The organism is Clostridium autoethanogenum DSM 10061 (genome assembly GCF_001484725.1).
In the GTDB taxonomy this organism is placed as follows: Bacteria; Bacillota; Clostridia; order Clostridiales; family Clostridiaceae; genus Clostridium_B; species Clostridium_B ljungdahlii.
Genome location: NZ_CP012395.1, coordinates 3481155 through 3506934, shown reverse-complemented (window position 1 = coordinate 3506934; position 25780 = coordinate 3481155). Strand labels below are relative to the sequence as shown.

At 32.5% G+C, this 25780-nt stretch carries 25 protein-coding genes; 9 read left to right on the top strand and 16 right to left on the bottom strand.

The window, feature by feature from the left end; genetic code table 11:
* Positions 1-121 precede the first annotated feature (121 nt).
* The 5 genes from CLAU_RS15910 to CLAU_RS15890 all read right to left on the bottom strand — a co-directional run bounded on the left by CLAU_RS15910 (position 122) and on the right by CLAU_RS15890 (position 6641).
* Positions 122-1447 (bottom strand): gluconate:H+ symporter, encoded by a 1326-nt coding sequence (locus CLAU_RS15910; RefSeq protein WP_013237825.1) that lies wholly within the window; start codon positions 1445-1447, stop codon positions 122-124.
* Positions 1448-1925: 478 nt separating this feature from the next.
* Positions 1926-2822 (bottom strand): phosphogluconate dehydrogenase (NAD(+)-dependent, decarboxylating), encoded by an 897-nt coding sequence (gene gnd, locus CLAU_RS15905; protein WP_023163071.1) that lies wholly within the window; start codon positions 2820-2822, stop codon positions 1926-1928.
* A gap of 59 nt (positions 2823-2881) precedes the next feature.
* A complete protein-coding gene (locus CLAU_RS15900) occupies positions 2882-3913 on the bottom strand; it encodes a 2-hydroxyacid dehydrogenase (RefSeq protein ID WP_023163070.1) in 1032 nt (343 codons plus the stop codon).
* Between the two features lie 36 nt (positions 3914-3949).
* A complete protein-coding gene (locus CLAU_RS15895; RefSeq protein WP_013237822.1) occupies positions 3950-5488 on the bottom strand; it encodes an FGGY-family carbohydrate kinase in 1539 nt (512 codons plus the stop codon).
* A gap of 58 nt (positions 5489-5546) precedes the next feature.
* A complete protein-coding gene (locus tag CLAU_RS15890) occupies positions 5547-6641 on the bottom strand; it encodes a zinc-dependent dehydrogenase (protein WP_013237821.1) in 1095 nt (364 codons plus the stop codon).
* 313 nt (positions 6642-6954) lie between these two features.
* On the opposite strand from CLAU_RS15890, the gene CLAU_RS15885 reads away from it, so the two are divergent.
* Positions 6955-7812 (top strand): MurR/RpiR family transcriptional regulator, encoded by an 858-nt coding sequence (locus CLAU_RS15885; protein WP_013237820.1) that lies wholly within the window; start codon positions 6955-6957, stop codon positions 7810-7812.
* 103 nt (positions 7813-7915) lie between these two features.
* Here CLAU_RS15885 and CLAU_RS15880 read toward each other — a convergent pair whose 3' ends face one another.
* Positions 7916-11686 (bottom strand): phosphoribosylformylglycinamidine synthase, encoded by a 3771-nt coding sequence (locus CLAU_RS15880; protein WP_023163069.1) that lies wholly within the window; start codon positions 11684-11686, stop codon positions 7916-7918.
* 173 nt (positions 11687-11859) lie between these two features.
* A complete protein-coding gene (locus tag CLAU_RS15875; protein ID WP_023163068.1) occupies positions 11860-12102 on the bottom strand; it encodes a hypothetical protein in 243 nt (80 codons plus the stop codon).
* A gap of 156 nt (positions 12103-12258) precedes the next feature.
* On the opposite strand from CLAU_RS15875, the gene CLAU_RS15870 reads away from it, so the two are divergent.
* Positions 12259-12660 carry a MerR family transcriptional regulator gene (locus CLAU_RS15870; protein WP_023163067.1) on the top strand — a complete coding sequence of 134 codons (402 nt, stop codon included), beginning with the start codon at positions 12259-12261 and terminating at the stop codon, positions 12658-12660.
* Between the two features lie 50 nt (positions 12661-12710).
* The gene (locus CLAU_RS15865; protein WP_023163066.1) at positions 12711-13496 is read left to right on the top strand and encodes an amidohydrolase family protein; all 786 of its coding nucleotides are present in this window, start codon (positions 12711-12713) and stop codon (positions 13494-13496) included.
* Between the two features lie 213 nt (positions 13497-13709).
* Here the strand turns inward: CLAU_RS15865 and CLAU_RS15860 are convergent, their stop codons facing one another.
* Positions 13710-14954 (bottom strand): serine hydroxymethyltransferase, encoded by a 1245-nt coding sequence (locus tag CLAU_RS15860; protein WP_023163065.1) that lies wholly within the window; start codon positions 14952-14954, stop codon positions 13710-13712.
* A gap of 337 nt (positions 14955-15291) precedes the next feature.
* On the opposite strand from CLAU_RS15860, the gene CLAU_RS15855 reads away from it, so the two are divergent.
* A complete protein-coding gene (locus CLAU_RS15855; RefSeq protein WP_013237814.1) occupies positions 15292-16062 on the top strand; it encodes a threonine/serine exporter family protein in 771 nt (256 codons plus the stop codon).
* Positions 16059-16535, top strand: coding sequence for a threonine/serine exporter family protein (locus CLAU_RS15850; protein WP_013237813.1), 477 nt, complete (start codon positions 16059-16061; stop codon positions 16533-16535). The genes CLAU_RS15855 and CLAU_RS15850 overlap by 4 nt, the downstream gene beginning before the upstream one ends.
* 12 nt (positions 16536-16547) lie before the next feature.
* Here the strand turns inward: CLAU_RS15850 and CLAU_RS15845 are convergent, their stop codons facing one another.
* Positions 16548-16847, bottom strand: a complete 300-nt coding sequence (locus tag CLAU_RS15845) for a metal-sensitive transcriptional regulator (RefSeq protein ID WP_049781880.1) — start codon at positions 16845-16847, stop codon at positions 16548-16550.
* A gap of 18 nt (positions 16848-16865) precedes the next feature.
* A complete protein-coding gene (locus CLAU_RS15840) occupies positions 16866-17687 on the bottom strand; it encodes a Cof-type HAD-IIB family hydrolase (protein ID WP_013237811.1) in 822 nt (273 codons plus the stop codon).
* 320 nt (positions 17688-18007) lie between these two features.
* Between CLAU_RS15840 and CLAU_RS15835 the strand changes: the two genes are divergently transcribed.
* The 4 genes from CLAU_RS15835 to CLAU_RS15820 all read left to right on the top strand — a co-directional run bounded on the left by CLAU_RS15835 (position 18008) and on the right by CLAU_RS15820 (position 20357).
* Positions 18008-18487 (top strand): DUF4883 family protein, encoded by a 480-nt coding sequence (locus CLAU_RS15835; RefSeq protein ID WP_013237810.1) that lies wholly within the window; start codon positions 18008-18010, stop codon positions 18485-18487.
* A gap of 77 nt (positions 18488-18564) precedes the next feature.
* Positions 18565-19221, top strand: coding sequence for a DUF4397 domain-containing protein (locus tag CLAU_RS15830; RefSeq protein ID WP_013237809.1), 657 nt, complete (start codon positions 18565-18567; stop codon positions 19219-19221).
* A gap of 205 nt (positions 19222-19426) precedes the next feature.
* Positions 19427-19810 (top strand): NusG domain II-containing protein, encoded by a 384-nt coding sequence (locus tag CLAU_RS15825; protein WP_013237808.1) that lies wholly within the window; start codon positions 19427-19429, stop codon positions 19808-19810.
* A 28-nt stretch (positions 19811-19838) separates the two neighbouring features.
* The gene (locus tag CLAU_RS15820; RefSeq protein ID WP_013237807.1) at positions 19839-20357 is read left to right on the top strand and encodes a Gx transporter family protein; all 519 of its coding nucleotides are present in this window, start codon (positions 19839-19841) and stop codon (positions 20355-20357) included.
* A 254-nt stretch (positions 20358-20611) separates the two neighbouring features.
* On the opposite strand, the gene rnfB is transcribed toward CLAU_RS15820, so the two are convergent.
* From rnfB to rsxC, 6 genes are read right to left on the bottom strand one after another with little or no spacing between them, the layout of a single operon-like run.
* Positions 20612-21466 carry an RnfABCDGE type electron transport complex subunit B gene (rnfB, locus tag CLAU_RS15815; RefSeq protein ID WP_013237806.1) on the bottom strand — a complete coding sequence of 285 codons (855 nt, stop codon included), beginning with the start codon at positions 21464-21466 and terminating at the stop codon, positions 20612-20614.
* A gap of 15 nt (positions 21467-21481) precedes the next feature.
* Positions 21482-22063 (bottom strand): electron transport complex protein RnfA, encoded by a 582-nt coding sequence (locus CLAU_RS15810; RefSeq protein WP_013237805.1) that lies wholly within the window; start codon positions 22061-22063, stop codon positions 21482-21484.
* Positions 22063-22704 carry an electron transport complex subunit RsxE gene (gene rsxE, locus CLAU_RS15805; RefSeq protein ID WP_013237804.1) on the bottom strand — a complete coding sequence of 214 codons (642 nt, stop codon included), beginning with the start codon at positions 22702-22704 and terminating at the stop codon, positions 22063-22065. The genes CLAU_RS15810 and rsxE overlap by 1 nt, the downstream gene beginning before the upstream one ends.
* 2 nt (positions 22705-22706) lie before the next feature.
* Entirely contained in the window at positions 22707-23264 is a 558-nt protein-coding gene (locus tag CLAU_RS15800; protein WP_013237803.1) for an RnfABCDGE type electron transport complex subunit G, read from the bottom strand.
* A gap of 6 nt (positions 23265-23270) precedes the next feature.
* The gene (locus CLAU_RS15795) at positions 23271-24266 is read right to left on the bottom strand and encodes an RnfABCDGE type electron transport complex subunit D (protein ID WP_013237802.1); all 996 of its coding nucleotides are present in this window, start codon (positions 24264-24266) and stop codon (positions 23271-23273) included.
* An 18-nt stretch (positions 24267-24284) separates the two neighbouring features.
* Positions 24285-25658 (bottom strand): electron transport complex subunit RsxC, encoded by a 1374-nt coding sequence (gene rsxC / locus CLAU_RS15790; protein WP_013237801.1) that lies wholly within the window; start codon positions 25656-25658, stop codon positions 24285-24287.
* Between the last annotated feature and the right edge of the window lie 122 nt (positions 25659-25780).

Below are 25780 nucleotides of genomic sequence, written 5' to 3'. Positions count from 1 at the left end.
TGAATTAAATATGATATTTTAAACCGATTCTAATTGATATAACCTATCTTTAAATTAAATAAGAATCATTGGAATAAACATAAGAATTATCTATTTCTAGAATTCTACGGATTGTCCTATTTTATCCGACAACCATATTTAATAGTAAAACACCTATCAAACCACAAACCGAAAGGATTGTTTCCGCTACTGACCACGTTTTCAAAGTCTCAGGAACCGTTAACCCAAAGTATTCCTTAACCATCCAGAATCCAGCATCATTCAAGTGTGAGCAAAACAAGCTTCCTGCTCCAGTTGCAAGAACCATAAGTTCAGGGCTTGCATGTGTTGCTGTTATAATCGGTAATACCATTCCTGCTGCAGTCATTCCAGCAACCGTAGCTGATCCTACTGCAAGCCTTATTACAACAGCTATGAGCCATGCCATAAGTATTGGTGAAATAGTACTTCCACTCATTAAAACCTTTATATAACCAGCTACACCACTATCTATTAGTATCTGTTTAAATGCTCCACCACCTGCTATTACAAACATTATTACAGCTATAGTCTTTACTGATTCCTCGGAAGTTTTCATAATATCAGTTATCTTCCTGCCCCTAGCTAAACCAAAAGTATATATTGCAATTAATACTGACAATAAAAGTGCAATTGTTGGTTCTCCAATAAAACCAGTAAATTTAGCAAAAACAGTATCTTTAAGTGAAGTAAGCTTTACAATAGCATTCAATGCCATGAAAATTACTGGAGTTAAAGCTGTAAATACACTTATTCCAAAACCAGGCATGTCCTCTTCTTTAAATATCTTTGCAGTAAACAAACCTTTTGGCAAATCGCTTACTTTTTTATCACATTTTATAAACTTCGTAAAAAGAGGACCGGCAATTATTACTGTTGGTATTGCCACAATAATACCATATATAAGAGTCTTACCCAGATCTGCCTTGTAAACACTAGCTATAGCTGTTGGTCCAGGATGCGGCGGTAAAAATCCATGAGTAACAGAAAGTGCTATTGCCATAGGAATTCCTACATAAAGAACAGGAAGATCAGCTTCTAATGCTACAGTAAATACCAATGGTATCAGCAAAACGAAACCAACTTCATAAAACATTGCAAGACCAACTATAAAACCAGTTAATACAACAGCAGCTTGTATTCTTTTCTTGCCAAACTTATTTATAAGTGTCATTGCTATTCTTTGTGCTCCACCACAATCAGTCATGAGTTTTCCAAGTATAGCACCAAATCCCAGTAATAATGCAAGACTACCTAATGTAGATCCAACTCCCTTCTCAATTGAAGTAGCTACCGTTGGTAAAGGCATTCCTTCCATTATACCAACAGCAATTGAAACAACTATCAATGAAATGATTGCATTTACTTTAAATTTCATCATAAGAATTAGCAATAATAATATTCCTAAGGCAACTATTAATAAAGGCATAATTCAACTCCCCTTTTGCATAATATTTTTCTTTTAAACCGTTTACGCAATTTTTAAATATATAATGCTTGTCTATACAATGTTGTCTTTGATCCTTAATTCAATAACTTGATTTAAAACATAGATCATCCTCCTTAAAAAAATTTTTTTCATAATCACTTTAAATATACGTTTACATATAAAATACATGAAGAATATTTCTTTTATAAACAGTATATCATTCATATATTTTTTTTCAATATAAAAAAACATTTTTGTAAAAAATTTTTTTCTTGTTTGCTAAATTTATATTTCTATGTAGCAAATTTAATAATATATTTTCAAATATACAAAAAACGATAAATACAATTAGAAATGCTCTTAGAAAGATTTAAAGCATGTAGCTTTAAATACTCTACAATAAGATAAGCCCTAATAAATTAAGGGCTATTTTAAAAATCATATAGATAGCCCTTAATTTATAATAATTAAATTCAAACTATTCTTTTTCTACATCATGTCCACCAAATTCATTTCTCAGTGCAGCTATTACTTTACCTGTAAATGTATCATCTTCTTCTGAACGAAATCTTGTGAATAAGGACTCAGTTATAACCGGTGCAGAAACCTTGAGCTCCAATGCCTCCTGTACTGTCCACAGTCCCTCACCATTAGAATGAATTATTCCTTTTATTGAACTAAGTTTCGGATCATTTTTGAATGCATCTTCCATTAACTGCATAAGCCAACCGCGAATAACTGATCCATAATTCCATACTCGAGCTATCTCTTTAAAATCAAAGTTGAACTGACTTTTTTCAAGAACTTCAAATCCCTCTCCAATTGCTTCAAGCATTCCATATTCTATCCCATTATGAACCATTTTTACAAAATGTCCCGATCCATTTTCACCTGTATGCAAATAGCCATTTTCTACACTTATATCTTTGATTAACGGCTCAATATACTCAAAAACCTCATCTTGTGCACCTATCATTGTACATGCACCATACCTTGCGCCTTCAATACCTCCACTTGTTCCAACATCTACAAAATCTATTTCTTTTAACTTAATCTTTTCATATCTTCTCAAGGTATCTTTATAATGAGAGTTACCTCCATCAATTATTATGTCATGTTTATTAAGGAGAGGCAAAAGATCATCTATTAAAGTATCCACTGGTTTTCCTGCGGGTACCATAAGCCAAACAACTTTTCTTCCTTTAAGCTTGGAAACCAATTCTTCAACACTATATGCACCAGCTAATCCATCCTTTTCAGCTTCTTTGACATTTTGTTCATTACAATCATATGCAGTAACATCATGCCCATGCTCCTTCATATTTAATGCAAGATTATACCCCATCTTTCCAAGTCCAATCAATCCAACATCCATTAAGTTCCCTCCAAAATTCATTATCACTAAATTAATTCCATATCTATAAAAATTACTTCTTATTTAACCAACCAGCTTGATTCTTCATGGGTTTCTAAATATTTTTTAAATTCTCTTAATAACAAGTATGGAGTCTTGTTAAAAGTATCATTTGTTGCACCAGCAAGGTGTGGTGTAATTGTTACATTCTCCAATTTGTGTAATGGATGGTCTTTTTGTAATGGTTCAGTCCAAAATACATCAAGTGCTGCTCCACCAATCTTATGCTGCTGCAATGCATCAATTAATGCAGCCTCATCAATTAAACCTGCTCGGGCTGTATTAATTAAATATGCAGTAGATTTCATTAATGAAAGTTCCTTTTCACCAATAAGTCCTTTAGTTTCCTCGCTAAGTCTTGCATGAACACTAATTATATCTGATTGCTTGCATAACTCTTCCAATGAAACTGCTTTTACATTATATTTTTCTAATAGATCTTCTTTTACAAAAGGATCGTAAACAACGATACTCACATCAAATCCCGATAATTTTTGGGCAACTAGTTTTCCAATATAACCAAATCCAACTAATCCTATTGTCTTATCGGCCATATCGCCCATAAAACTTGAATTAGCATATTTCTTCTTCCATTCTCCTTTAATAAGTGCTTCATGGCCTTTTGCTACATTACGAAGTTGTGCCAACATAAGAGCTATAGTAAAATCAGAAACAGCTTGTGCATTACGTCCCATAGTTCTCATTACCTTGATACCCTTTGCCTTTGCTGCTTTAACATCTACGTTTTCAACTCCGCCCCTGCAAACACCTATATAAGATGCATTACTTGCATTTATCAATTTTTCACTTATAGGTGTATGATGAGTAATAATTACATCTACATCCTTAACTGCTTCGTCTAATTCCTTAGGCGGTTTTCCTGCACTTGGTCCAAGTTTTTCTACTTGGCTTCTCAAATACCAGAACTCATCGTCGCTTGCTGGCTTCCAATCTACTTCCTTTACCTCTGTATCACTGCCAAAAATATCATGTACAGCACCACTCAATGTTTTTGAAGATAACATAGGATCTCCTACAACTAAAAATTTCATTTTCTATTCCTCCCCTATTCCTTTATTTTTTACTGATTAAGCATCTTTCATTAAGCATTCTTTATTAAGTATTTCTGAAATACGATTTATTCTATAATTTGTTTCCTTTAAAGCAGGATAAATGTGCTTATAAATTTCATTCATAAGCATATGATATTTTTCATGGCATTCCGCATCTGGTTTATATACTGTCTCATTTTTACGGGTTTTCTGTATTGCATCAGATGGGCTACTATACACTCCACTACCTATACCAGCAATCATAGCTGCACCTAGTGTAACTTCTTCTGGTACATCTAGACAAATAATAGTTTTACCTAATATATCAGCTTTTAGCTGCATCCAGAAAGGTGAATTTACAGCACCTCCTACTACGTGCACACAACTTATTTCTTTATTAGTTACTTCTTGCAAATTTTCTATTATAACAGTAGATTCATAACAAAGTCCTTCCAAAATAGCTCTCACTACATCACCGCGTGTATGTGATGTGGTTAATCCAAGAAATGCGCCTTTAGAAAGTGGATCTGCCCCTGGTACATACTTTCCACGAAAATGTGGAAGCATCATAACTCCATGTGCACCTATAGGTGATTTTTCAGCTTCAGAAACCAACTCTGAAACGTTCTTTTTACCTATTTCATTACAGAACCAGTCTAAAATTACACCTGATGAAATAACTTGTCCTCCAATATAATATTTATCATTTACTACATAATTGACACATGTAAAATTTGTTTTAATATTCTTTATATCATTAGCAGGCTCATCGGTTACCATCAGGATTTGCTCACTTGTTCCAACTGCACTCAGTACTTCACCACTTTCGCATAAGCCAGAAGCAAATGCGCCACATACATAATCCATTCCTCCTGCATATACAGGAGTTCCTTCTTTAATCCCTGTCAGTAAAGATGATTTATTGCTTACTCTTCCTACTAATTCCCCAGATCTCTTTAAATTTGAACATATATCAACAGGAATGTTAGCATGATTAAGAATTTCCTTTGACCAACATTTATTTTTTAAATCCATTGCCATTGTACGACAAGCTATTGAATAATCTACTCCAGCTTTTCCTGTAAGTCGATATGCAATATAATCCTGCATAGACAACCAGTGTTTTACCTTATTAAATTTTTCAGGCATTTTATTTTTAATCCACTGTATTTTAGTTATTCCAGCCATAGGATTTGGAACAAAACCCGTAATAGAATATACTTTCTCATCCCCAAGTGTTTTTCTCCACCAATCAGCTATTTGTTTAGTTCGTGTATCAAACCAGGTTATTGAACGATGAATCCAGTTATCGTTTTCATCTAAAAGTACACCAGCAGCCCCCATACTAGCAATTGCAATCCCATCAATACTTTCACCTTTTAATTGGTTAGAAAGGTCCTTTAATATCGTTTGAACTGACTCCCATAATTGTCCAGGATCAAATTCAGTCCAATTATCTTCCAAATAATAAGTAACCGTTTTATGCTTTGCAATAGCTTTTATAGACCCATCTATATCATAAGCTACTGCCTTACAATTTGTCGTTCCAACATCTATTCCCACTAAACAAGGCATATGTTTTCCCCCCACGAAAATACATTAATCTTTAATCTTTTTTAACTTTTAACTTATACTACTTAACAATCTTTACACCTGGGAGTTTATTAAATTCATCATTTATTTCATCTATACAAGGCGCTACACTAACACGTAATGCTTCTCTATTCTTTACTAATTTCATACCATCAATTATTTTATCAAGTGTTACAACATGAGTTAATATATCCTTAGCAGAAACTTTTCCACTGCGTATCATTTCTAATGCAAGTGCATTATGACGCGGTGCCGAAGAAAATGTTCCAAAAACAGTAATCTGTCTATAATGCAAAAGATTGGAATCCAGATTAACTGTTGGCTGATCTTTAGGCAATCCTGCAAAGAAACAAACTTTACCCATTTTACTTGCCATATTAAGTCCCATTATTTCAGCTTCAGGTGAGCCGGCAGTAACAATTACTATATTAGCCCCAAGTCCATTCGTTAAATCCATAACAGCTTTCACTGCATCTTCTTTTCCTGAACATATATATTCATCAAAGCCAAATTTTTTTGTTGCTTGCAAACGGCCTTCACTACGATTTATTAAGAAAACTTTACCTGCTCCTTTTGCCCTGGCAACTTCTGCATGCATACATCCTATTGGGCCAGCACCTATTACAGCTACTGTATCTCCTAATCCAACGTTTATAACTTCCTGTGCATTTAAAACACATGCCAGTGGTTCTGCAAGAGATGCTTCCAAATATGTTACTTCATCTGGAATATAATTAATATTGCCTGCTTTGATTGCAGCTGCAGGTATAAGCATATATTCTTCAAAGCCTCCATTATAATGATGGGCAATAGTAGTACGATGATAACACATATTCTGCCATCCTGATAAACAATACGAACATGATCCACATCCTATAGCTGGTGCAACAATTACACGATCACCAACCTTATATTTTTCTATATCAGATGCAGTTTCAACAATTTCTCCTGCAATTTCATGTCCCAAAACAATAGGTGGTTTTATAGATTTATGTCCAAAATTAAAAGTTCTTAAATCTCCACCACAAATTGCACATGCTTTAACTTTAATTAATACTGTTCCCTTTTCAACCTTAGGTTTTGCTATTTCCTCAAGTTCTATTTTCCCAATTCCTTTATATATAGCTGCTTTCATATACGTTCATTCCCTTCTTTCTAGCCGACTTCTAGCTAGATCTTTATTTTATTATATAATTTAATAAATTGCGAAAATTATTTTCATATTTAGTATATCATACGCTATAAAATAATCAAGTATAAAAAATATTTTTTTCATATTGTATTAATGTTTGTTATTCAAAATATTGAGAAATCATGATTCACAGTATAAAATTCTATTACACTATTCCGCTAACGTTTTATAAACACTGCATTAATGTTTGTGTTATAATTACCTATGTGTTAAGAATTTTACATCTAAATTAAATAATAATTATAAGGAGGCAATTATGGATAATATAGAAGCTGGTGATTGTTTAGCAAGAATTAGAGCAATCTATAGTAATTTAAAAACTGCGGAAAAAAAAGCGGCTCACTATATTCTAGAAAATCCTGAAAGTATTATCCATTTTTCTATTACCGAGTTTGCTTATGTAAGTAAGGTAAGTGAAACAACAATCTTCAGGCTTTGCAACAAGTTGGGCTATACAGGCTATCAGGATCTTAAAATTAACCTAGCTAGTACAATAGTCAAGCCAGTTGAAAATATCTTTGAGGGTATTAAAGAAAATGACGATATGTATATAATAATGCAAAAGGTCATGAGTTCAAGTATACATAGTATTCAAAAAGCCATAAGCATGAATGAAAGTACGGAAATGGAAAAAGCGGTAAAGTTAATATTAAATGCAAAAAAGCTAATGTTTTTTGGAATGGGAGGTTCTTGGATAGTTGCTCTGGATGCATATCATGAGTTTATAAGAACAGGTATACCTTGTGTTTGCAATTCTGATTCTCATTGGCAAGTTATGTATGCTGCTATGGCTGAAAGAAATGATGTAATATTTGCCTTTTCTACTTCAGGAAGCAATAAAGACTTAATCGATTCTATAAAAGTAGGAAAGAAAAATGGTGCTAAAATCATTTCTATAACAAGCAACCAAAAATCTCCTCTTCAGAAGATTTCGGATATATTATTAACATCATATGGCAAAGAATCAATGGTAAGAAGTGAAGCTATGGAATCAAGAATTACATCATTAGTATTAATTAATAGTCTATTTGTGAGTGTTGCTTTAAAAAGACTGGATATAACCTTAAATAATCTTGACAAAATAAGAGCTGGCATAGCAGTAAAGAGATATTAAAACTATAATTAATTAACAAATTAGAAATGCCTACGGCTGATGTTAAAAGTACCGTAGGCTTCTTAATTATATTAAAATTAGTCTATATGTCCATAACTATACTTTATAATTTAAAGTAATTTACACCTGCTTCAAATAACTTTTGGTCTTTTACTCCCGGAACATTTTTTGTAACACTTTTTCCAATTCTTTCTGAATGTCCCATCTTTCCTAGTATTCTTCCATCAGGACTTGTTATACCTTCTACAGCAAAACATGATCCATTTGGATTAAACTTTATGTCATAACTTGGATTTCCTTGAAAATCTACATACTGTGTAGCTATTTGACCTTTATCTTTTAAATTTTTAATTACGGAATCACTTGCTATAAACCTTCCTTCTCCATGGGAAACAGGTATTGAATGTACATCCCCTACAGATACATTGCTAAACCATGGAGACAAATTTGAAACAATTCTAGTATTTACCATACAGGATACATGTCTTCCTATTTTATTATACGTAAGTGTAGGACATGACTCATCTATATCCCTTATTTCTCCAAAAGGTAACAGTCCCAATTTTATAAGTGCCTGAAAGCCATTGCATATTCCAAGTATAAGTCCGTCTCTCTTATTTAAAAGTTCCATTACAGCTTCTGCTATTTTAGGATTTCTAAAAAAAGTAGCAATAAACTTTCCTGATCCATCTGGTTCATCTCCTGCACTAAATCCACCTGGAAGCATTATAATCTGAGATGAATTTATTCCGCTCACTATTCGATCTACTGATTCTTCTATCTGATTTCCAGTTAAGTTTTTAATTACAACAGTATCAACTTCTGCTCCTGCATTTTTAAAAGCCTTTCCCAAATCATACTCACAATTAGTTCCAGGAAATACAGGTATAATAACTTTAGGTACAGAAGCTTTTACAACTGGAAAACTTTTATGGTTGCTTTCAAAACGCTCAAACTTTATCTTTTTATCTTCAACTTCAGTATGTGTAGGGAATACACTTTCCAAAGTTTTTCCCCAATATTCTATCATATCTAAAATATTCATTTTAATTCCGTTTACACTAATATTTTTTTCCTTTTGGGTAACACCAAGAATCTTATAAGAAAGACCTTTAAAGCTCTTTTCAAAGTCTACAGATGGATCCATTTCTACAACTATGGAACCATAATCTGGTGCAAAAATTTCTTCACCTTTCATAGGTTCTGTAAATTTCATTCCTATCCTATTTCCAAAACTCATTTTACTTACAGCCTCACATATTCCTCCTGTTTTAACAGTAGAAGCTGCTAATATTTCGCCTTTTCTTATCATAGAACTTACAACACTATACATTTTTTTAAGTTCTTCAAAATATGGTAACTCAAATTCATCTTTAGAGGCTTTCAAAAGTATTACATTATTTCTGTATCCTTTAAATTCAGGAGACTCAAGTTTATCTGCCTCCCCAAGTGCTGCAGCAAAAGATACTAAAGTAGGTGGTACATCCATATCTTTAAAACTTCCAGACATACTGTCTTTGCCACCTATCGCTGCTATTTCAAAACCTCGCTGAGCATGTAATGCTCCTAAAAGGGCAGAAAGTGGCTTTCCCCATCTAATAGGTTCTTTACCTAGTCTTTCAAAGTACTCCTGAAACGTTAGCTTTATACTGTTAACATCTCCACCCGAAACTGCAATTTTAGCTACAGATTCAACTACCGCATACAAAGCTCCATGGAATGGACTCCACTTAGCTATATCCGGATTATATCCAAAACTCATTAAAGTAGCAGTATTTGTTTTACCATCTAATACCGGCAATTTTGCGGCCATAGCTTCTATTGGTGTATCTTGATACTTTCCTCCAAAAGGCATAAATACAGTAGAAGCACCTATAGTACTATCAAATCTCTCTGCAAGTCCTTTTTGGCTACATACATTTAAATCTTTTAGTGTTTCAATCCACTTATTTAAAATCTCGCCGTCATTCATATTCTTGTACTTCTTGCTGCTCTCAAAATAACCACTTTCCTCCGGTGCCTTTACAACAACTTCTGTAGTTGCTCTAACCCCATTAGTATCTAAGAATTTTCTGCTTAAATCTAAAATAAGTTTTCCCTTCCAATACATTTTAAGTTTCTCGTCATCTGTAACTTCTGCTACTGTAGTAGCTTCAAGATTTTCTTCTGATGCATATTCTATAAATTTCTTTTCATCTTTCTTTGATACAACTACAGCCATACGTTCTTGAGACTCCGATATTGCAAGTTCTGTTCCATCCAATCCTTCATATTTTTTAGGAACTAAATCTAGATTTATTTTAAGTCCGCTTGTAAGTTCTCCTATAGCTACAGAAACTCCACCTGCACCAAAATCATTACATCTTTTTATCATCTTGCTTACTTTTGATTTTCTAAAAAGTCTTTGAATTTTTCTTTCTGTAACAGGGTTACCTTTTTGCACTTCAGCTCCTGAGGTAATAAGTGATGTTTCTGTATGCTTCTTAGAAGAGCCAGTTGCTCCTCCACATCCGTCTCTTCCAGTTCTTCCTCCTAACAGTATTACCACATCAGAAGGTTTTGGTTCTTCCCTTTTTACATTTTCAAACGGAGCTGCACCTATTACAGCACCTATTTCCATTCTCTTTGCCCTATAGCCTTCATCATATATTTCAGAAACCATACCTGTTGCAAGACCTATTTGATTTCCATAAGAACTGTATCCCGAAGCTGCTCCTAAAGTTATTTTTTTCTGAGGAAGTCTTCCTTTTATAGTATCTTCTATTTTAGTTCTAGGATCACCACTTCCGGTAACTCTCATAGCTTGATACACATAGGATCTTCCAGAAAGAGGATCTCGAATCGCTCCTCCAAGACAAGTTGCCGCTCCTCCAAAAGGTTCTATCTCCGTAGGATGATTATGAGTTTCATTTTTAAACATTACGAGCCATTTTTCAGTTTTTCCATTTATATCAGCGTCTACAACTACGCTGCAGGCATTTATTTCATCTGATTCGTCTAAATCATTTAATTTACCATCTTTTCTGAGCTTTTTCATTCCAATAATAGCCATGTCCATAAGGCATTCAGTTTTTTTGTTTTCCCCATATATCTCATCTCTTAAATTTAAGTAATTTTCATAGGATTTCTTTATAGGTTTGGAAAACTTTCCATCTTCTATAGATACTTTACTTAATTCAGTAGTAAAAGTTGTATGTCTGCAGTGATCTGACCAATATGTGTCTATAACTTTAATTTCAGTTATAGTAGGATTTCTCTTTTCTTCTTTGAAATAATTTCTGCAAAAAATTAAATCTTCTAAACTCATAGCAAGACCAAGTGAATTTAAAATGACCTTTAAATCATCATCACTTTTTTCTACGAATCCATCCAAAACTTTTACAGAAGAAGGTGCGTCTAATTTTTCACTTAAATGATCTATTTTTTCCAAAGAAGCTTCTCTGGAATCTACTGGATTTATACAATAACTTTTTATTTTCATAAATTGCTCTTTAGATATGTTTCCATAAAGTAAGTATACTTTTGAAGATTTAACCTGAGTTTTCTCACTCTGGGTTAATATTTGAATACATTGAGATGCAGAGTCAGCTCTTTGGTCATACTGACCTGGAAGATATTCTACGGCAAAAATTTTAGCATTCGTTTCAGCTTGTAATTCTTCTTCATATATTTCATCTACAGTTTTTTCTGAAAATATTATATACTTTGATCTTTCATATTCACTATCATCAATATTTTCTATATCATAACGATTTACTACCCTTATATTTTCTAAATCATGAATATTAAGGCTTTCTCTAATATCTTTCATAAGGCCTTGAGCTTCTATGTCAAATCCTTTTTTCTTCTCCACAAATAGTCTTTTAACACTCATTGTACTCTCTCCTCATTACTTATTTTTCGAACGTTTTTTGTATTTTTGTCATAATAGTTCGTACATATTATATCATATATATATTCCATTGTGAATAATATAGTTATAAGTTATTATATTTTACATTAATCATATTAAAAAAATAACTAACTGCTATGCTAGTTTATTTATCTTTAATGAACCTTAATTGATAATACTTCCTTTACATTTTTACCTAAGTTATAATGTCTATTATAAAAGCATTTATTTTGGGAAACCATGCCTTTAATTACATGTCCTGTAAAAGTAATTATTTCTGCCTGTTCTCCCATCTCACAATCCCTTAAACATGCACCTCTTGAAAATACCTTAATTATTTGTCCATCATCATAATATTTTGTATTTTCCACTTCAATTAAACTTCCCCTTTTTATCATAATAATATCCTCCCCACTATACTTCCTTTAATATAAATTGTATGTACAAACATAATAAAATATTATTTCAATTTTAAACAATATACTATATATGCGAAAGTTGAGTATTTAACAAATTATTATATAATTGAAATATCAGAAAGGTTGGTAATTATAATGAAATATTATTCCATAAAAGATGTTTCAATTGCAACAGGTCTCACCTCTTATACCATAAGATATTATGAAAAGATAGGATTTTTACCATGGTTAAAAAGAGACAAAAATGGAGTTAGAATCTTTACAGAATCAGATATAAAGTATCTAGAGTGTTTAATATTTTTCAAAAAAATAGGAATGTCACTTGATGATATCAAGGAAATCATTAAAGAAGGCTGTATGATAAAAGATTTTAAAAATGATTTAAATGTACATGATATAATTCAGAAAAGATTAAATATATTGGACACTCACATACAAAAGCTAAAAAGTGAAAGAGAAGAATTAGATAAACTAATTAATGCTTCTATAGATAGAAGAAATATTTATAAAAAAATTTTAAAATCACCATTGACTTAGAGTCAACTCTAAGGTTTATCCTCTTTATATACAATATATAGAAGGGATAGATGAAAATGATTATAGACAGTCACGAACATGTAATGCTACCTACTGAAAAACAAATTAAAATGATGGACGAAGCAAAAGTTGATTTAACTATTTTATTTGCTACATCAATACACCCAGAAGGTGCTAAAACAGTAGATGAAGTTAAAAACGGCATATTAGCTTTAAACAATATCTTAGTTGGTAATACAAATTCTTTAGAATCAAGGAAAATTATAAATAAAGAATTAGCTTCAGTTGTAAAAAACAACCCTAAGAGGTTCAAGGGATTTGGAAGTGTTCCAGTTGGTATTTCGGAAGATGAAACCAGCTATTTTATTGAAAATCAAATTGTAAAAAACAACTTTATAGGTATTGGTGAATTTACTCTTGCTTCTGGATGTATAAACTTACTTAAAAATGTATTCAACTCAATGAACAATTTTAAGCCAATGCCTATATGGATTCACACCTTTAGTCCTTTAACTTTAAGTGACATAAAAGGTATCGCAAATTTAGCTAAAGCATCTCCAAATATACCTGTAATACTTGGCCATATGGGAGGACTCAACTGGCTTGATACTATTGAAATTGCCAAGGAAATAAATAATATATATTTAGATACATCTGCAGTTTATGCAACTATTGCATTAAGGTTAGCTGTGGAAGAACTTCCAGAAAGAGTTCTATTTAGTTCGGATGCTCCCTGGGGAAATCCCCTAGCATCAAGAACTATGATAGAAGCAGTAATTAAAGATAATCATAAAAAACAATTAGTGCTAGGTGAAAATATATTAAGACTTATGTAATATTTACTATATATGAAATTAACCGCACAAATCAATTATTATACACTTTCCGACTTATTAAGATTTAAAAAAAACAGTAAGTTTTCAATAGCGTATCACAGAAGAATCAAGTAACTAAAAATAGCATGTCAAAAGTATCCTTTTTAAAGGTATTCTTGACATGACTACAATTAGTTATTATATTGTGCTAAAGATATGAGAGCCTTTACTTATTTATAGATTCATATTATATAGTGGAAACTTATGACATAGTTCAACTACTTCTTCCTTAATTTTAGAAAGATCACCATCTTTGTTCTCTACAGCACTGTTTATAAAATAAGCTATTTTCTTCATTTCCTCTTCTTTAAAGCCTCTTGTAGTTGCCGCTGGAGTACCTATTCTAATTCCACTTGTAATATTTGCCCCTAATTTATCAAAAGGAACTGCATTTTTATTTACTGTTATACCTACTTTCTCTAGGACTTCCTCAGTATCCTTTCCTGTTATGTTTTTATTGGTGAGATCTACTAAAAGAAGATGATTGTCGGTTCCACCGCTTACAAGTCTAAATCCATACTTTGTAAGCTCTTCTCCCAAAATTTTTGCATTTTTAACAACCTGGTCTATGTATTCCTTATATTCAGTTTTTAATGCTTCACCAAAACAAACTGCTTTAGCTGCTATAATATGCATTAAAGGTCCCCCTTGTATGCCAGGAAATATAGTTTTATCAAGGTCTTTACCATATTTCTCTTTGCAAATTATAGCTCCTCCCCTAGGTCCTCTAAGTGTCTTATGTGTAGTAGTTGTGACAAAGTCTGCATAAGGTACTGGTGACATATGCTTTCCTGCTGCAACTAATCCTGCAATATGAGCCATATCTACCATCATATAAGCTCCAATTTCATCACATATAGCTTTTATTGCGCTAAAATCTATCTCCCTTGAATAAGCACTTGCTCCAGAAACTATCATCTTAGGTCTATATTTAAGTGCCAGTTCCCTTATCATATCATAGTCAATTCTCTCTGTTTCCTTGCTTAACCCATAAGAAACAAAATTATATAATTTTCCTGAAAAACTAACTTTACTTCCATGAGTTAAATGGCCTCCATGACTTAAATCCATTCCCATAACTGTATCTCCTGGTTTCAAAACTGACATGTAAACTGCCATGTTAGCCTGTGACCCTGAGTGAGGCTGAACATTAAAGTGTTCTCCTCCAAATAGTTCTTTCATCCTCTCCTTAGCTAAATTTTCAACTTTATCAACTACAAAGCATCCTCCATAATATCTTTTTCCAGGATACCCTTCAGCATATTTATTCGTAAGAAAAGAACCCATTGCTTCCATTACAGCTTTACTAGTAAAATTTTCTGATGCAATAAGTTCTATACCATTTTCCTGTCTTCCATACTCTTCTTTGATTATTTCATAAACAGCATTGTCACCATTTTTAAGGCTACTAAAATCCATTTTTTTCTCTCCTTTTTTAAAAAATTTTCAGTATTATTACCTATAATAAAGAATTATACTGTCTAGTGCTTAACTTTATTAATATATTACTTTATAAGCTGCTTTTACACAAGTATAGTTTTAAATAATTTGCAATTCGTAATTTTAGAACCCATTGTTAAAAAAACTTTAAAAAGTTTAAACTTCAAATATCAAAGTTCAAATAATAATGACTTTCTTCGTACCTCAGAAAATCTATAATTTTTTAATATTCCAGTGTTGCCATTATTGTTATAAGATGATAGAATTTTTATGCTGTATAAATGCATAGTTTATTTTTTGTATGAGGAGATTGAGCATGGATATAAATAGAATAATAAATTTGGCTGCTTATGCGGGAAAAATAATGCTAAAAAGTGGAGCTGAAATATATAGGGTAGAAGAAACTATAACCAGAATATGTAAAAGCTATAACATATGTGATGTAGATGCTTTTGTAACCTTGAATGTAATTATAGTTTCAGCATCAGATGAATATGATCAGACTATATCCATTGTAAAAAGAGTAAAACAAAGAACCTTAAACTTAGAAAAAATATCTCAAGTAAACAACGTTTCCAGACATATTAAAGATCAATGCTATACTCTAGATGCAATTGAGAACAAGTTGTCTAAAATAGATTCAGTAAAACCTTATCCTTTTAAAACAAATGTTCTATTTTCTGGAGTTGCTGTAAGTTTTCTTTGTCTAGCCTATGGAGGTAATATAGTAGACTTCATAATATCCTTTATTATAGGCTGCCTTATAAGCTTGATTTCTACAGGACTTAACTCTCTTCAGACAAATGAATTTTTCATAAACATAATATGTGGAGCTACTGCTACCTTAATAGCACTTATGTGTACTAAACTTCATGCAGCATCCCATACCAATACCATAATAATAAGTTCTATTATGCTATTAGTCCCTGGTCTTGCAATAACTAATGCTATAAGAGATACAATATCAGGAGATTTAATCTCGGGAATTTCAAGGGGATTAGAAGCCTTTTTAGTTGCAGTAGCAATTGCAGCAGGTACTGGTGTTATATTGCGATTGTGGATTATTTTAGGAGGATTTAAATTATGATAACAAGTATAATAATAAATTCTGTATATACTTTAATTGCCACCCTTGGTTTTAATATACTAGAGAATGTACGAGGTAAAAACTTAATATTTACTTCCCTAGGAGGTGGATTAACCTGGTTTGTATATTTAATTAGTTCCTCCCACATAAATTTTTCAAGTGCAGTTTGCTTTTTCATAGCTTCAGTATTTGCATCTACTTATTCTGAAATAATGGCTCGTATACTAAAAACACCTGTAACAACTTTCGTCATAGGAGCAATTATTCCTCTAGTACCTGGAGGAGGTATGTATAACACAATGCTTCAATCTATACAGGGCAATATAAATGCTTCCCTTTCAACTGGTCTTAAAACACTAGCTACTGCAGGAACTATAGCTGTAGGTGTATTTTTTGTATCCTCTGTCTTTAAAGCTTCTTCACTTTTTAAAAAGAGATTGTTTAAGAACAAAAAATTTAAATTGCATTGTTAAATATAGATACCTCTATTTTAAAAACATAGTGAGAGTTGATACTAAAGATTCTATTTTATCATTTTTACATCTCGTGTCCCCTTCTTCAAAAAGACAAGTTTTTGCATAGTTTTGTATCATCAACCCTCCCACTTTGTTTACTGCTGCTCTCACTGCTGCAATTTGTATTAAAACATCCTTACAACACATATCATTTTCAATCATTTTTTCAATACCCTTTATCTGTCCCTCTATCTTCTTCAATCTAGTTTGAATTTGTTTTTTTTGTTCCAAAAATATCACTCCCAATATAATCCAGCATAATAAACCCATACAATTATATTATAACTTTCAGATAAACTTTTTTATAATTTCCCCTATTGCTCCATTATTATTATCCTTTTCTGTCACATAATCTGCAGACTTTTTCAAAAATTCCCTTGCATTGGCCACAGCAATTCCAAGACCTGCTTCTTTTATCATACTTTCATCATTTTCATCATTTCCCACAGCTATACATTCATTTAGAGGTATGTGGTAATAGTCTGCCAAGAACTTCAATCCACTCCCCTTAGAAACGCCTTTACTGATTATTTCAATGTTATGTATATCTGATTTTGTAGTATCAATTTTAGATACCTTATTTATCTTTTCCCTCAACTCATTTAAATAATCTATATCCTTATCTATTACTACTATTTTATTTATACACGAACCATTATTTTGTATAAACTCTTTAGAATCTTTTATAATCTTTATCTCCAGTCTAAAATCTTTATCCATATTCTCATTAAATTTATAAAACTTTCTTGTAGCATGACTAACTCTTTCACTATATAGTATATTATCACTGTAAAAATGATAATATGTATCTTTTTTTTCTCTTAAAATGTCTATAACTTTTAAAATAGCTTCTTTGTCTAATAAATTGGATTTTATAATATTTTTATTTTCATCCAGTACTATAGACCCATTACAGCATATTACAGGCTGATTTTTAAATACTGTATCTATATAAAATCCTAATGTTACAGGAAGTCTGCCAGAGGATATAACCACCTTCACACCTGATCTCATCGCTTTATGTATCATTTCTTCATTATATTTCGATATAGATTTATCATCATTTAAAAGAGTACCATCCATATCCATTGCAATTATTTTATAATTCATTGGTATCCCATCTCTCCTTTTAACTATCAAAATTTTTTATCCGATCGCTACCATTGCTACCCCCCATCTTCTACGAAAGTGGGAGATAAGCACTGCTACACGCCTGGATAAGCTCTTCCCCTAAAGGATAACCTATTCTAAGTGCTAAAGACACTAAGAATACTGTTAATAAGGTTCAGCTGGAGAAAGTCATCCTTATAAGCAAACTTCATCTGAACCTAAGAATCACTTTATATAATTCTTTAATTTTTATCTTATATGGTATAAACTGCAAAACACAAACATAACTTTATCTAGAATACTTTTGTCAGGTGATATAAATGAAAAAATTTTTTATGTTTTTAAGTACACTTTTAATTATAATTATTGCATTTTCAGGATGCAGTTATAAATTAGGTAATTACATGTTTTCTACAAAAAAACCTAACAACTTTTATTATACCAATTTACTTGCTAAAAATCTTACCATGTCTTCCTCCTTAAAATGCATTATAGAAGAAAATAATTTTCACAACGAAACAGAACTAAAGAATGAAAATATTTCAGATATAAAAAACATGTTAAAGTATCTAAATAAGACCTGTTTTATAAATAAGCCAAAAGACCTTCCACAAAAAGCTGCCTACATAATTTATTTTACTTTTAATAAAGAAAAACTGGTGATAAACGTATATAACGAAAAATATCTATCAATATATCCCTGGGATGGAAATTATCCTGTAGATTATATAGATATGAGCAAAGTACCTGCTTCATTAAATTTATATTATTTGGGAAAATATATTTTCAATGAGTATTAAAGTACTTTATTATTGTATCACAGATACTAAAATACACATATATTATTAGTGTATCAATTTAATGAAAGGTGACTGTAATGTTTATTTGCCCTTATTACAGCTATGAAAGTTTTTACAGAATGCCTGAAATAGATCCTATTTCTTATATAAGGTTTCTAAATGCCAGTCCTAATTCTCCTGCAATAGATGTGTATTTAAACGATAGGCGTATCTTCAAAAATTTAACCTATAAATCTTTCTCTGACTATGTAAGTGTACCTTCAGGGGTATACAACATAAAAATTTTCCCATCAGGAAATAATTTAAATCCTATTTTGGATAAAAGGCTGCCTATATCTGCTGGGAAAATATTCACTATGTCTTCTATAGGCAATTATCCAAATATGGGTTTACTATCTATAGAAGATGTAAGACGTCCTAAGATACCAGGTAAGGCTTTTATAAGATTTGTTCATCTTTCCCCAGACGCACCTAGTGTAGATGTAAAATTGCCTAATGGAAATGTATTGTTTCCAAACGTATCTTATAAAGGAGTTACCAGATATCTTCCTGTAAGCCCTGGCAAATACACGTTAGAAGTATTTACCTCCGATTCTGGTAAAAAAGTTCTTTATATTCCAAATATCAGAATTATTCCAAATAGATTTTACAGCGTATATGCCGTAGGTAATGTATCACGTGATCCTAAGCTTCAAGTTCTAATTCCCCTGGATGGCAATAGCTATTTGCACTAAAAAAGGCTGTCTCCCTAGAGACGGTCTTTTTTTATCGGAATTAATATTCTAATTATTTAAATTGGTAGAAATACTCTAATAGTTTATCACACTAAAATTCAAGTTTTTATTACAGTAACATTGTAAATGACCTTTTGTTATAGTAAAATCATAGATAGGTCATCACTTAATTTTCTGTAATTATACAAAGCATGGGAGTGTTAATATGAAAAAAGGGGATAAAATTGCTGCAGTATTAATTTTAATACTAATAATTGCAAGTTGTGCTGGAGTATTTATATACCGTTCATATGTAAAGGGTTCACATAAAATAGCTGTAATAAAGCAAGATGGTAAAATTATAGATACAATAGACTTAACTAAAGTAAAAAACACAAAAGAACTTACAGTAAAATACAATAAATCTCACTATAATTTGATAGAAATAGAAAATGGTAAAATACGCATAAAAGACGCAGATTGCCCTGATAAAATTTGTGTAAAAACCGGATGGATATCCGAACCAGGTCAAAGTATTATATGTCTTCCCCATAAATTAATAATTAAACTAGAGGGAAATAATTCTAAATACGATGATATATCCAGTTAAAATTATATTAAAAATCAAGGTGTGATTAATGAATAAAACAAGGAAAATGGTTTTTTTAAGCTTTCTAACAAGTATGGCTTTAGTCATATACATAATAGAAACTCAAGTTCCGGTTTTATTTCCCGGAATAAAATTAGGACTTGCAAATACAATTTCCCTAGCTGCACTTATACTTATAGGATGGAAAGAAGCCTTACTAATTATGTTTTTAAGGACGCTTCTAGGATCTATGTTTGGTGGGACAATGTCTACCTTTATGTTCAGCATAGCCGGAGGAATTTTAAGTAACATTGTTATGATCCTTCTATACAAATATTTTAAAAATTCCTTAAGTCTATGGACTATAAGCATATGCGGGGCAATATTTCACAACATAGGCCAACTTTTAGTAGCTTCTATAGTAATTCAAGATTTTAGGATATACATATATCTACCGGTGCTTTTAATCTCTGCTATAATCACAGGATACTTTATAGGTTGGTGCGTGAAATTCCTAACTAATAACTTATATAAAATTCCTATGTTTAAAGAATTAAAAAATAAGTAACTCCACCATAGGTATAAAAAAATGTGCTGCAAAATCGCAGCACATTTTTTATCCGATTGCTACCATTGCTAACACCCCCTATCTTCTTCAAAATGGGGGATAAGCACTGCTACGCACCTGGATAAGTTCTTCTAAGGTTCATATGGAGGAAAGTGTATTCCTTATAAGCAAACTCCACCTGAACCTAAGAATCACTTGATATTACTCTAATTATATTATTAATATCAGCAAATTTAAGCTTTGCTCCACTGCCATTATGAATTTGCAGCAGCTTCATTCTTGCTCTGCTGTTGTAAGTCTGTACCACTTACAATAGCCTTAATAGCTCCTGTAGGACATTTAGCAAGACAGGTAGCTTCACTGCATGATGCACAAATACTTTGATCTACTACTGCCAAATTATTCTCTACTTTAATGGCATCATTTGGACAATTTTTAGCGCACAATCCGCATCCAAGACATCCTACACTGCACGCCTTACGTACAGCTCCACCTTTATTTTTAGAATTACAATTAACCATTACTTTAGAACCTACAGGTCTAAATCCAAGTACCTGTTTTGGACACGCACTTACACAGGTACCACAACCTGTACATATATCTGTATCAATTATTGGAAGTCCATTTGAGCCCATTGCCATAGCTCCAAAAGGACAGCTCTTTACACATGTTCCAAATCCCAGGCATCCATATTTGCAAGCTTTAGGTCCACCTTCAAGTAAATTTGCAGCTACACAATCATGTATACCTTCATATTCAAAATTTTTAACTGCCTTTGTACAGTCTCCACCGCATCTTACATGTGCAACTCTAGGTTCAATAGGTGGAGCAGATTTACCTGTTAACTTTGCTACCTGTTCTGCAACTGCTGCTTTTCCAGGTACACAAAGATTTGGAGGTACACTCTCGTCTAAAACAACAGCTTCTGCATAAGCTTTACATCCTGCAAATCCACACCCTCCACATTGGCCTTTTGGAAGTACATCTTCTACTAAGTCTACAAGTGGATTCACTTCCATTGCAAATCTTTTATTTACATAGGCTAAAACAAGTCCAAATATAAGACCTATAATAGTCATTACAACTAAAATCATAATCACGGTATTCATTTTATTAGCTCCTTTCTATATAGAAATCATACCTGAAAAACCAAGGAAAGCCAGAGCTAACATTCCTGCTAAAATAAAAGCTACTCCAAGACCTTCTAACGGTTTAGGTACATCTGCTAATCTCAATTTTTCTCTAAGGCTTGCCATCAAAATTATAGCCATAGCAAAGCCCAGCCCAGATCCTATCGCATTAACAACACTCTGTAAAAAATTAAAGTTAGAATCAGCATTTAGTATAGGTACAGCAAGTACGATACAGTTTGTAGCTATTAAAAGAAGGTATATTCCCCACATATTATATAGGGCTGGTGCCTGCTTTTTAATAATAGTCTCCAAAAGCTGCACAAAACTGGCAATAAGAAGTACAAAAACTACCGTTTTCAAGAAAGTTAAATTAAATGGTATAAGTACAAAATGATATACTACCCAGGCCAATATTGAACTCATCGTAATAACAGAAGTAACAGCCATACCCATACCTACAGATGCATTTAAATTTTTAGAAACTCCAAAGAATATACACAGTCCTAAAAACCTTGTCAGCACATAGTTATTTACAACTACTGCACTTATAAAAAGAGTAAGGTAAGATGCCATTATGCTTCACCTCCATTTGCTTTTTCTAATTTTTGCATTTTAATTTTCTCCATATGTTGATTATAAACTTTTACTATAGCAACTAAATATCCTATGAGTATGAATCCTCCAGGTGGAAGTATCATAATCAAAGCTGGATTATATGAAGCCCCAAATACATTAACACCGAATATAGCTCCAGATCCAAATAATTCACGTATCATTCCTATTATAGTAAGTGCTAAAGTAAATCCGCATCCCATTCCAAGTCCATCAAAGAAAGAAGGAACTACAGGATTTTTAGATGCAAACGTCTCTGCACGGGCAAGTATTATAGCAAATACAACTACCAATGCTAAATAAATTCCCAATTGTTTATATAATAGAGGCGCATAAGCCTGCATAACAAGTTCCACTACTGTAACAATAGTTGCTATACAAGTAATATATACAGGGACACGTACCTTAGGATTTACAACATTCTTAATTATAGAAACCACAGTATTATTACAAGTTATAACAAATAGCACACAAATCCCCATTGTAAATCCATTTACAGCTGTACTTGTAGTTGCCAGTGCTGGACACAAACTAAGCGCAAGCACGAATATGGGGTTTTCTGCAATCAATCCTTTTTTAAATATATTCCACAAATTCTTCATAATTACTTACCTCCCGTAAACGTAGTAACTTGCTCAACAGCTTCTTTAACTCCTTTAGTTACAGCTTTTGACGTAATTGTAGCTCCTGTCATGGCTTGAATGTTCTTAGTGTTAGACTTATCTTTTACAACCGTTAAGGCATCTGCCTTTTTATCCTTAAACTGTCCCCTAAAAGAATCCTTTGAAGCATTTGCTCCAAGTCCCGGAGTTTCATTATGAGATACAATACTGAAATCTATTACTTTTCCATCTGGAGTAACAGCTACCAATAGCTCTATAGCCCCACCGTAACCTTTACTCTCTGCAGGTACAACATATGCAATGGTCTTATTCCCTTTTTGAGCTGCGTACCAATCTTTTTTACCATTCACTTTATTAAACTTGTCAGCATCATTGACTAAAACTCTCATGGTATCATTTTGTATTTGAACCTGTTTTTGCGCTGCTACTGGTGATGTTATATAATAAACTGCAGCTATTATAATTCCAGATATAAAACATGTAATGGTTAAGTTCTTAGTAATTGCAAAAATACTATTTTGATCTTTATCTTTAGCCATTAAAGCTTACCTCCTTGTCCCAAATTTAACTGGCTGTGTAAACTTATCTATTAGAGGAGTAACTGCATTCATAAGTAATATTGAATAACATACGCCTTCTGGATAACCACCTTTTAATCTTATAAGCGATGTTAATGCACCTGCACCTAATGCAAAAATAATCTGTCCTTTAATAGTCATAGGAATTGTTACCATATCAGTAGCCATGAAGAAAGCACCTATTACAAGTCCACCTGCCATCATATGAAATACAGGATCTCCTGTAAAAATTCCCGTAGTTCCTCCAAAAGCCCAAGTAAGTATTCCTACAGTACCAATCATTACTACTGGAATCTGCCAGTTAATATATTTTTTATATATAAGATAAAGTCCACCTAAAACAAGTAATATTGTAGAAGTTTCTCCTATACTTCCATTTCTAGTACCTAAGAACATTGCCTTGTAAAGTGCACCCTGTCCTCCAAAGGTTTCAAGTAATTTTGAATAACCTTGAAGTTTTAAAATTCCAAGAGGAGTTGCTGTTGTTACAGCATCTACACCACTGGCACTTAATTTTGACCATGTTGTCATTGCTACAGGCCAGGAAACCATTAGCGCAGCCCTTCCAATATGAGCTGGATTAAATATGTTCTGACCAAGTCCTCCCATAGAATGTTTAGCTATTGCTATTGCTATAAAAGATCCTATAGCTACCATATAAGGTGGAATATCAGGAGGTAAACACATAGAAAGCAAAAGTCCTGTTAAAAAAGCACTTCCATCTGTAATAGTTATAGGTTTATTTCTAACTTTTTCTACAAAGTACTCCGTAACTACAGCAGCTATAATTCCTGTTATAATTACTTCTAAAGCATGAATGCCAAAATTAAATACACCAAAAACCGCAGCTGGAGTTAGTGCTAAACAGACACTCCACATTATCTTAGAAACAGATTCATCACAACGAACATGAGGTGATGACGAAATAGTAAAAATATTTTTCTTTATCTGTGCTTCCGCCATTTTATTATCACTCCTTTATTATTTTAAGACCTCTTCTTTTTCTTTCTTTTCTTTAGCCTTAGCTGCTTTAGCTTTTTCTCTTTCACCTGCAGCTCTATTTTCTGATTTTAAATATCTAATATACTGTACAATTTTTCGTTTAGCAGGACATGTATACACACAGCTACCGCATTCTACACAGTCCAAAAGATTATACTCTTCCTTAGCCTCTTGATATAAATCTTTTTGTCCAAGGATACTTAACATACTTGGATTTAAGTGCATAGGACAAGCTTTTAGACATCTGCCACATCTAATGCAAGAAGATTCTTTTCCATCATTTACATCATTTTTAGTTAAACCAAGTATTCCTGATGAACCCTTCATTATTGGAATATCCAAATTTGATTGGGCAAATCCCATCATAGGTCCACCTGAAATTATTTTAACTGGTTCCTCCTTAAATCCTCCACAAAAATCAATAGCATCTTTAAATGTAGTTCCAATTCTAACTAATATATTCTTAGGCTCTTTAATAGCACCTCCACTTATAGTTGTAACCCTCTGTATAAGTGGAATTCCTCTCTCCACTGCATCACTTATTGCTATGCATGTGCCTACATTTTGAACAACCGCACCTACATCTGCAGGCAATCCACCTGATGGAACTTCTCTACCTGTCAAAACATTTATAAGCATTTTTTCAGCACCCTGAGGATACTTTGTAGGAAGGCCTACTACTTGCACTTTTGTACCTTCAAAAGCCTTTTTCATAGCTTCTATAGCTTTTGGTTTATTATCTTCAATACCTACAAATGCCTTTTCCACATTGAGGATTTTCATAATTATTTGAACTCCAGCAACTACCTTGTCTGAATTTTCCAACATTGACCTATAATCTGCAGTTAAATAAGGTTCACACTCAGCACCATTCAAAATAAAAACATCTACTTTTTTATCTGGTGGTGGTGCAAGCTTAACATGAACAGGAAAAGTTGCGCCTCCCATTCCTACAATGCCTGCCTCTCTTATTATTCCAAGCATTTCTTTTACACTTAGCTCTTTCCAATTACGTGAAGTTGGTATTCCTTCTACCCACTCATCTTTTCCATCCTTTTCAATAACTATAGCTTGACATTTTCCAAAACCAGGATGTGGGTAATCTCCTATATCTACAACCTTTCCAGAAGTAGATGCATATATATTGGCTGAAACAAAAGCATCACTTTTCGCAATAAGTTGTCCCTTTTTTACCTCATCTCCTTTTTGTACTACAGGAGATGTAGGAGCACCTATATGCTGTCTAACGGGAATAAACACCTTATCTGGTATAGGTGCTATTTCTATAGGTTTATTAGCTGTGTACTTTTTGCTATCATCCGGGTGTACTCCACCTCGAAAACTTTTTAACACTCTTAAACACCTCTTTCAATAATTTTTACAGCATGTATATAAACGAAACTGCAAAATAAATATAAACATAATTTTTATAACAAATTACGGAGTTTTCCATAATTTGTTATAAAATTATATAC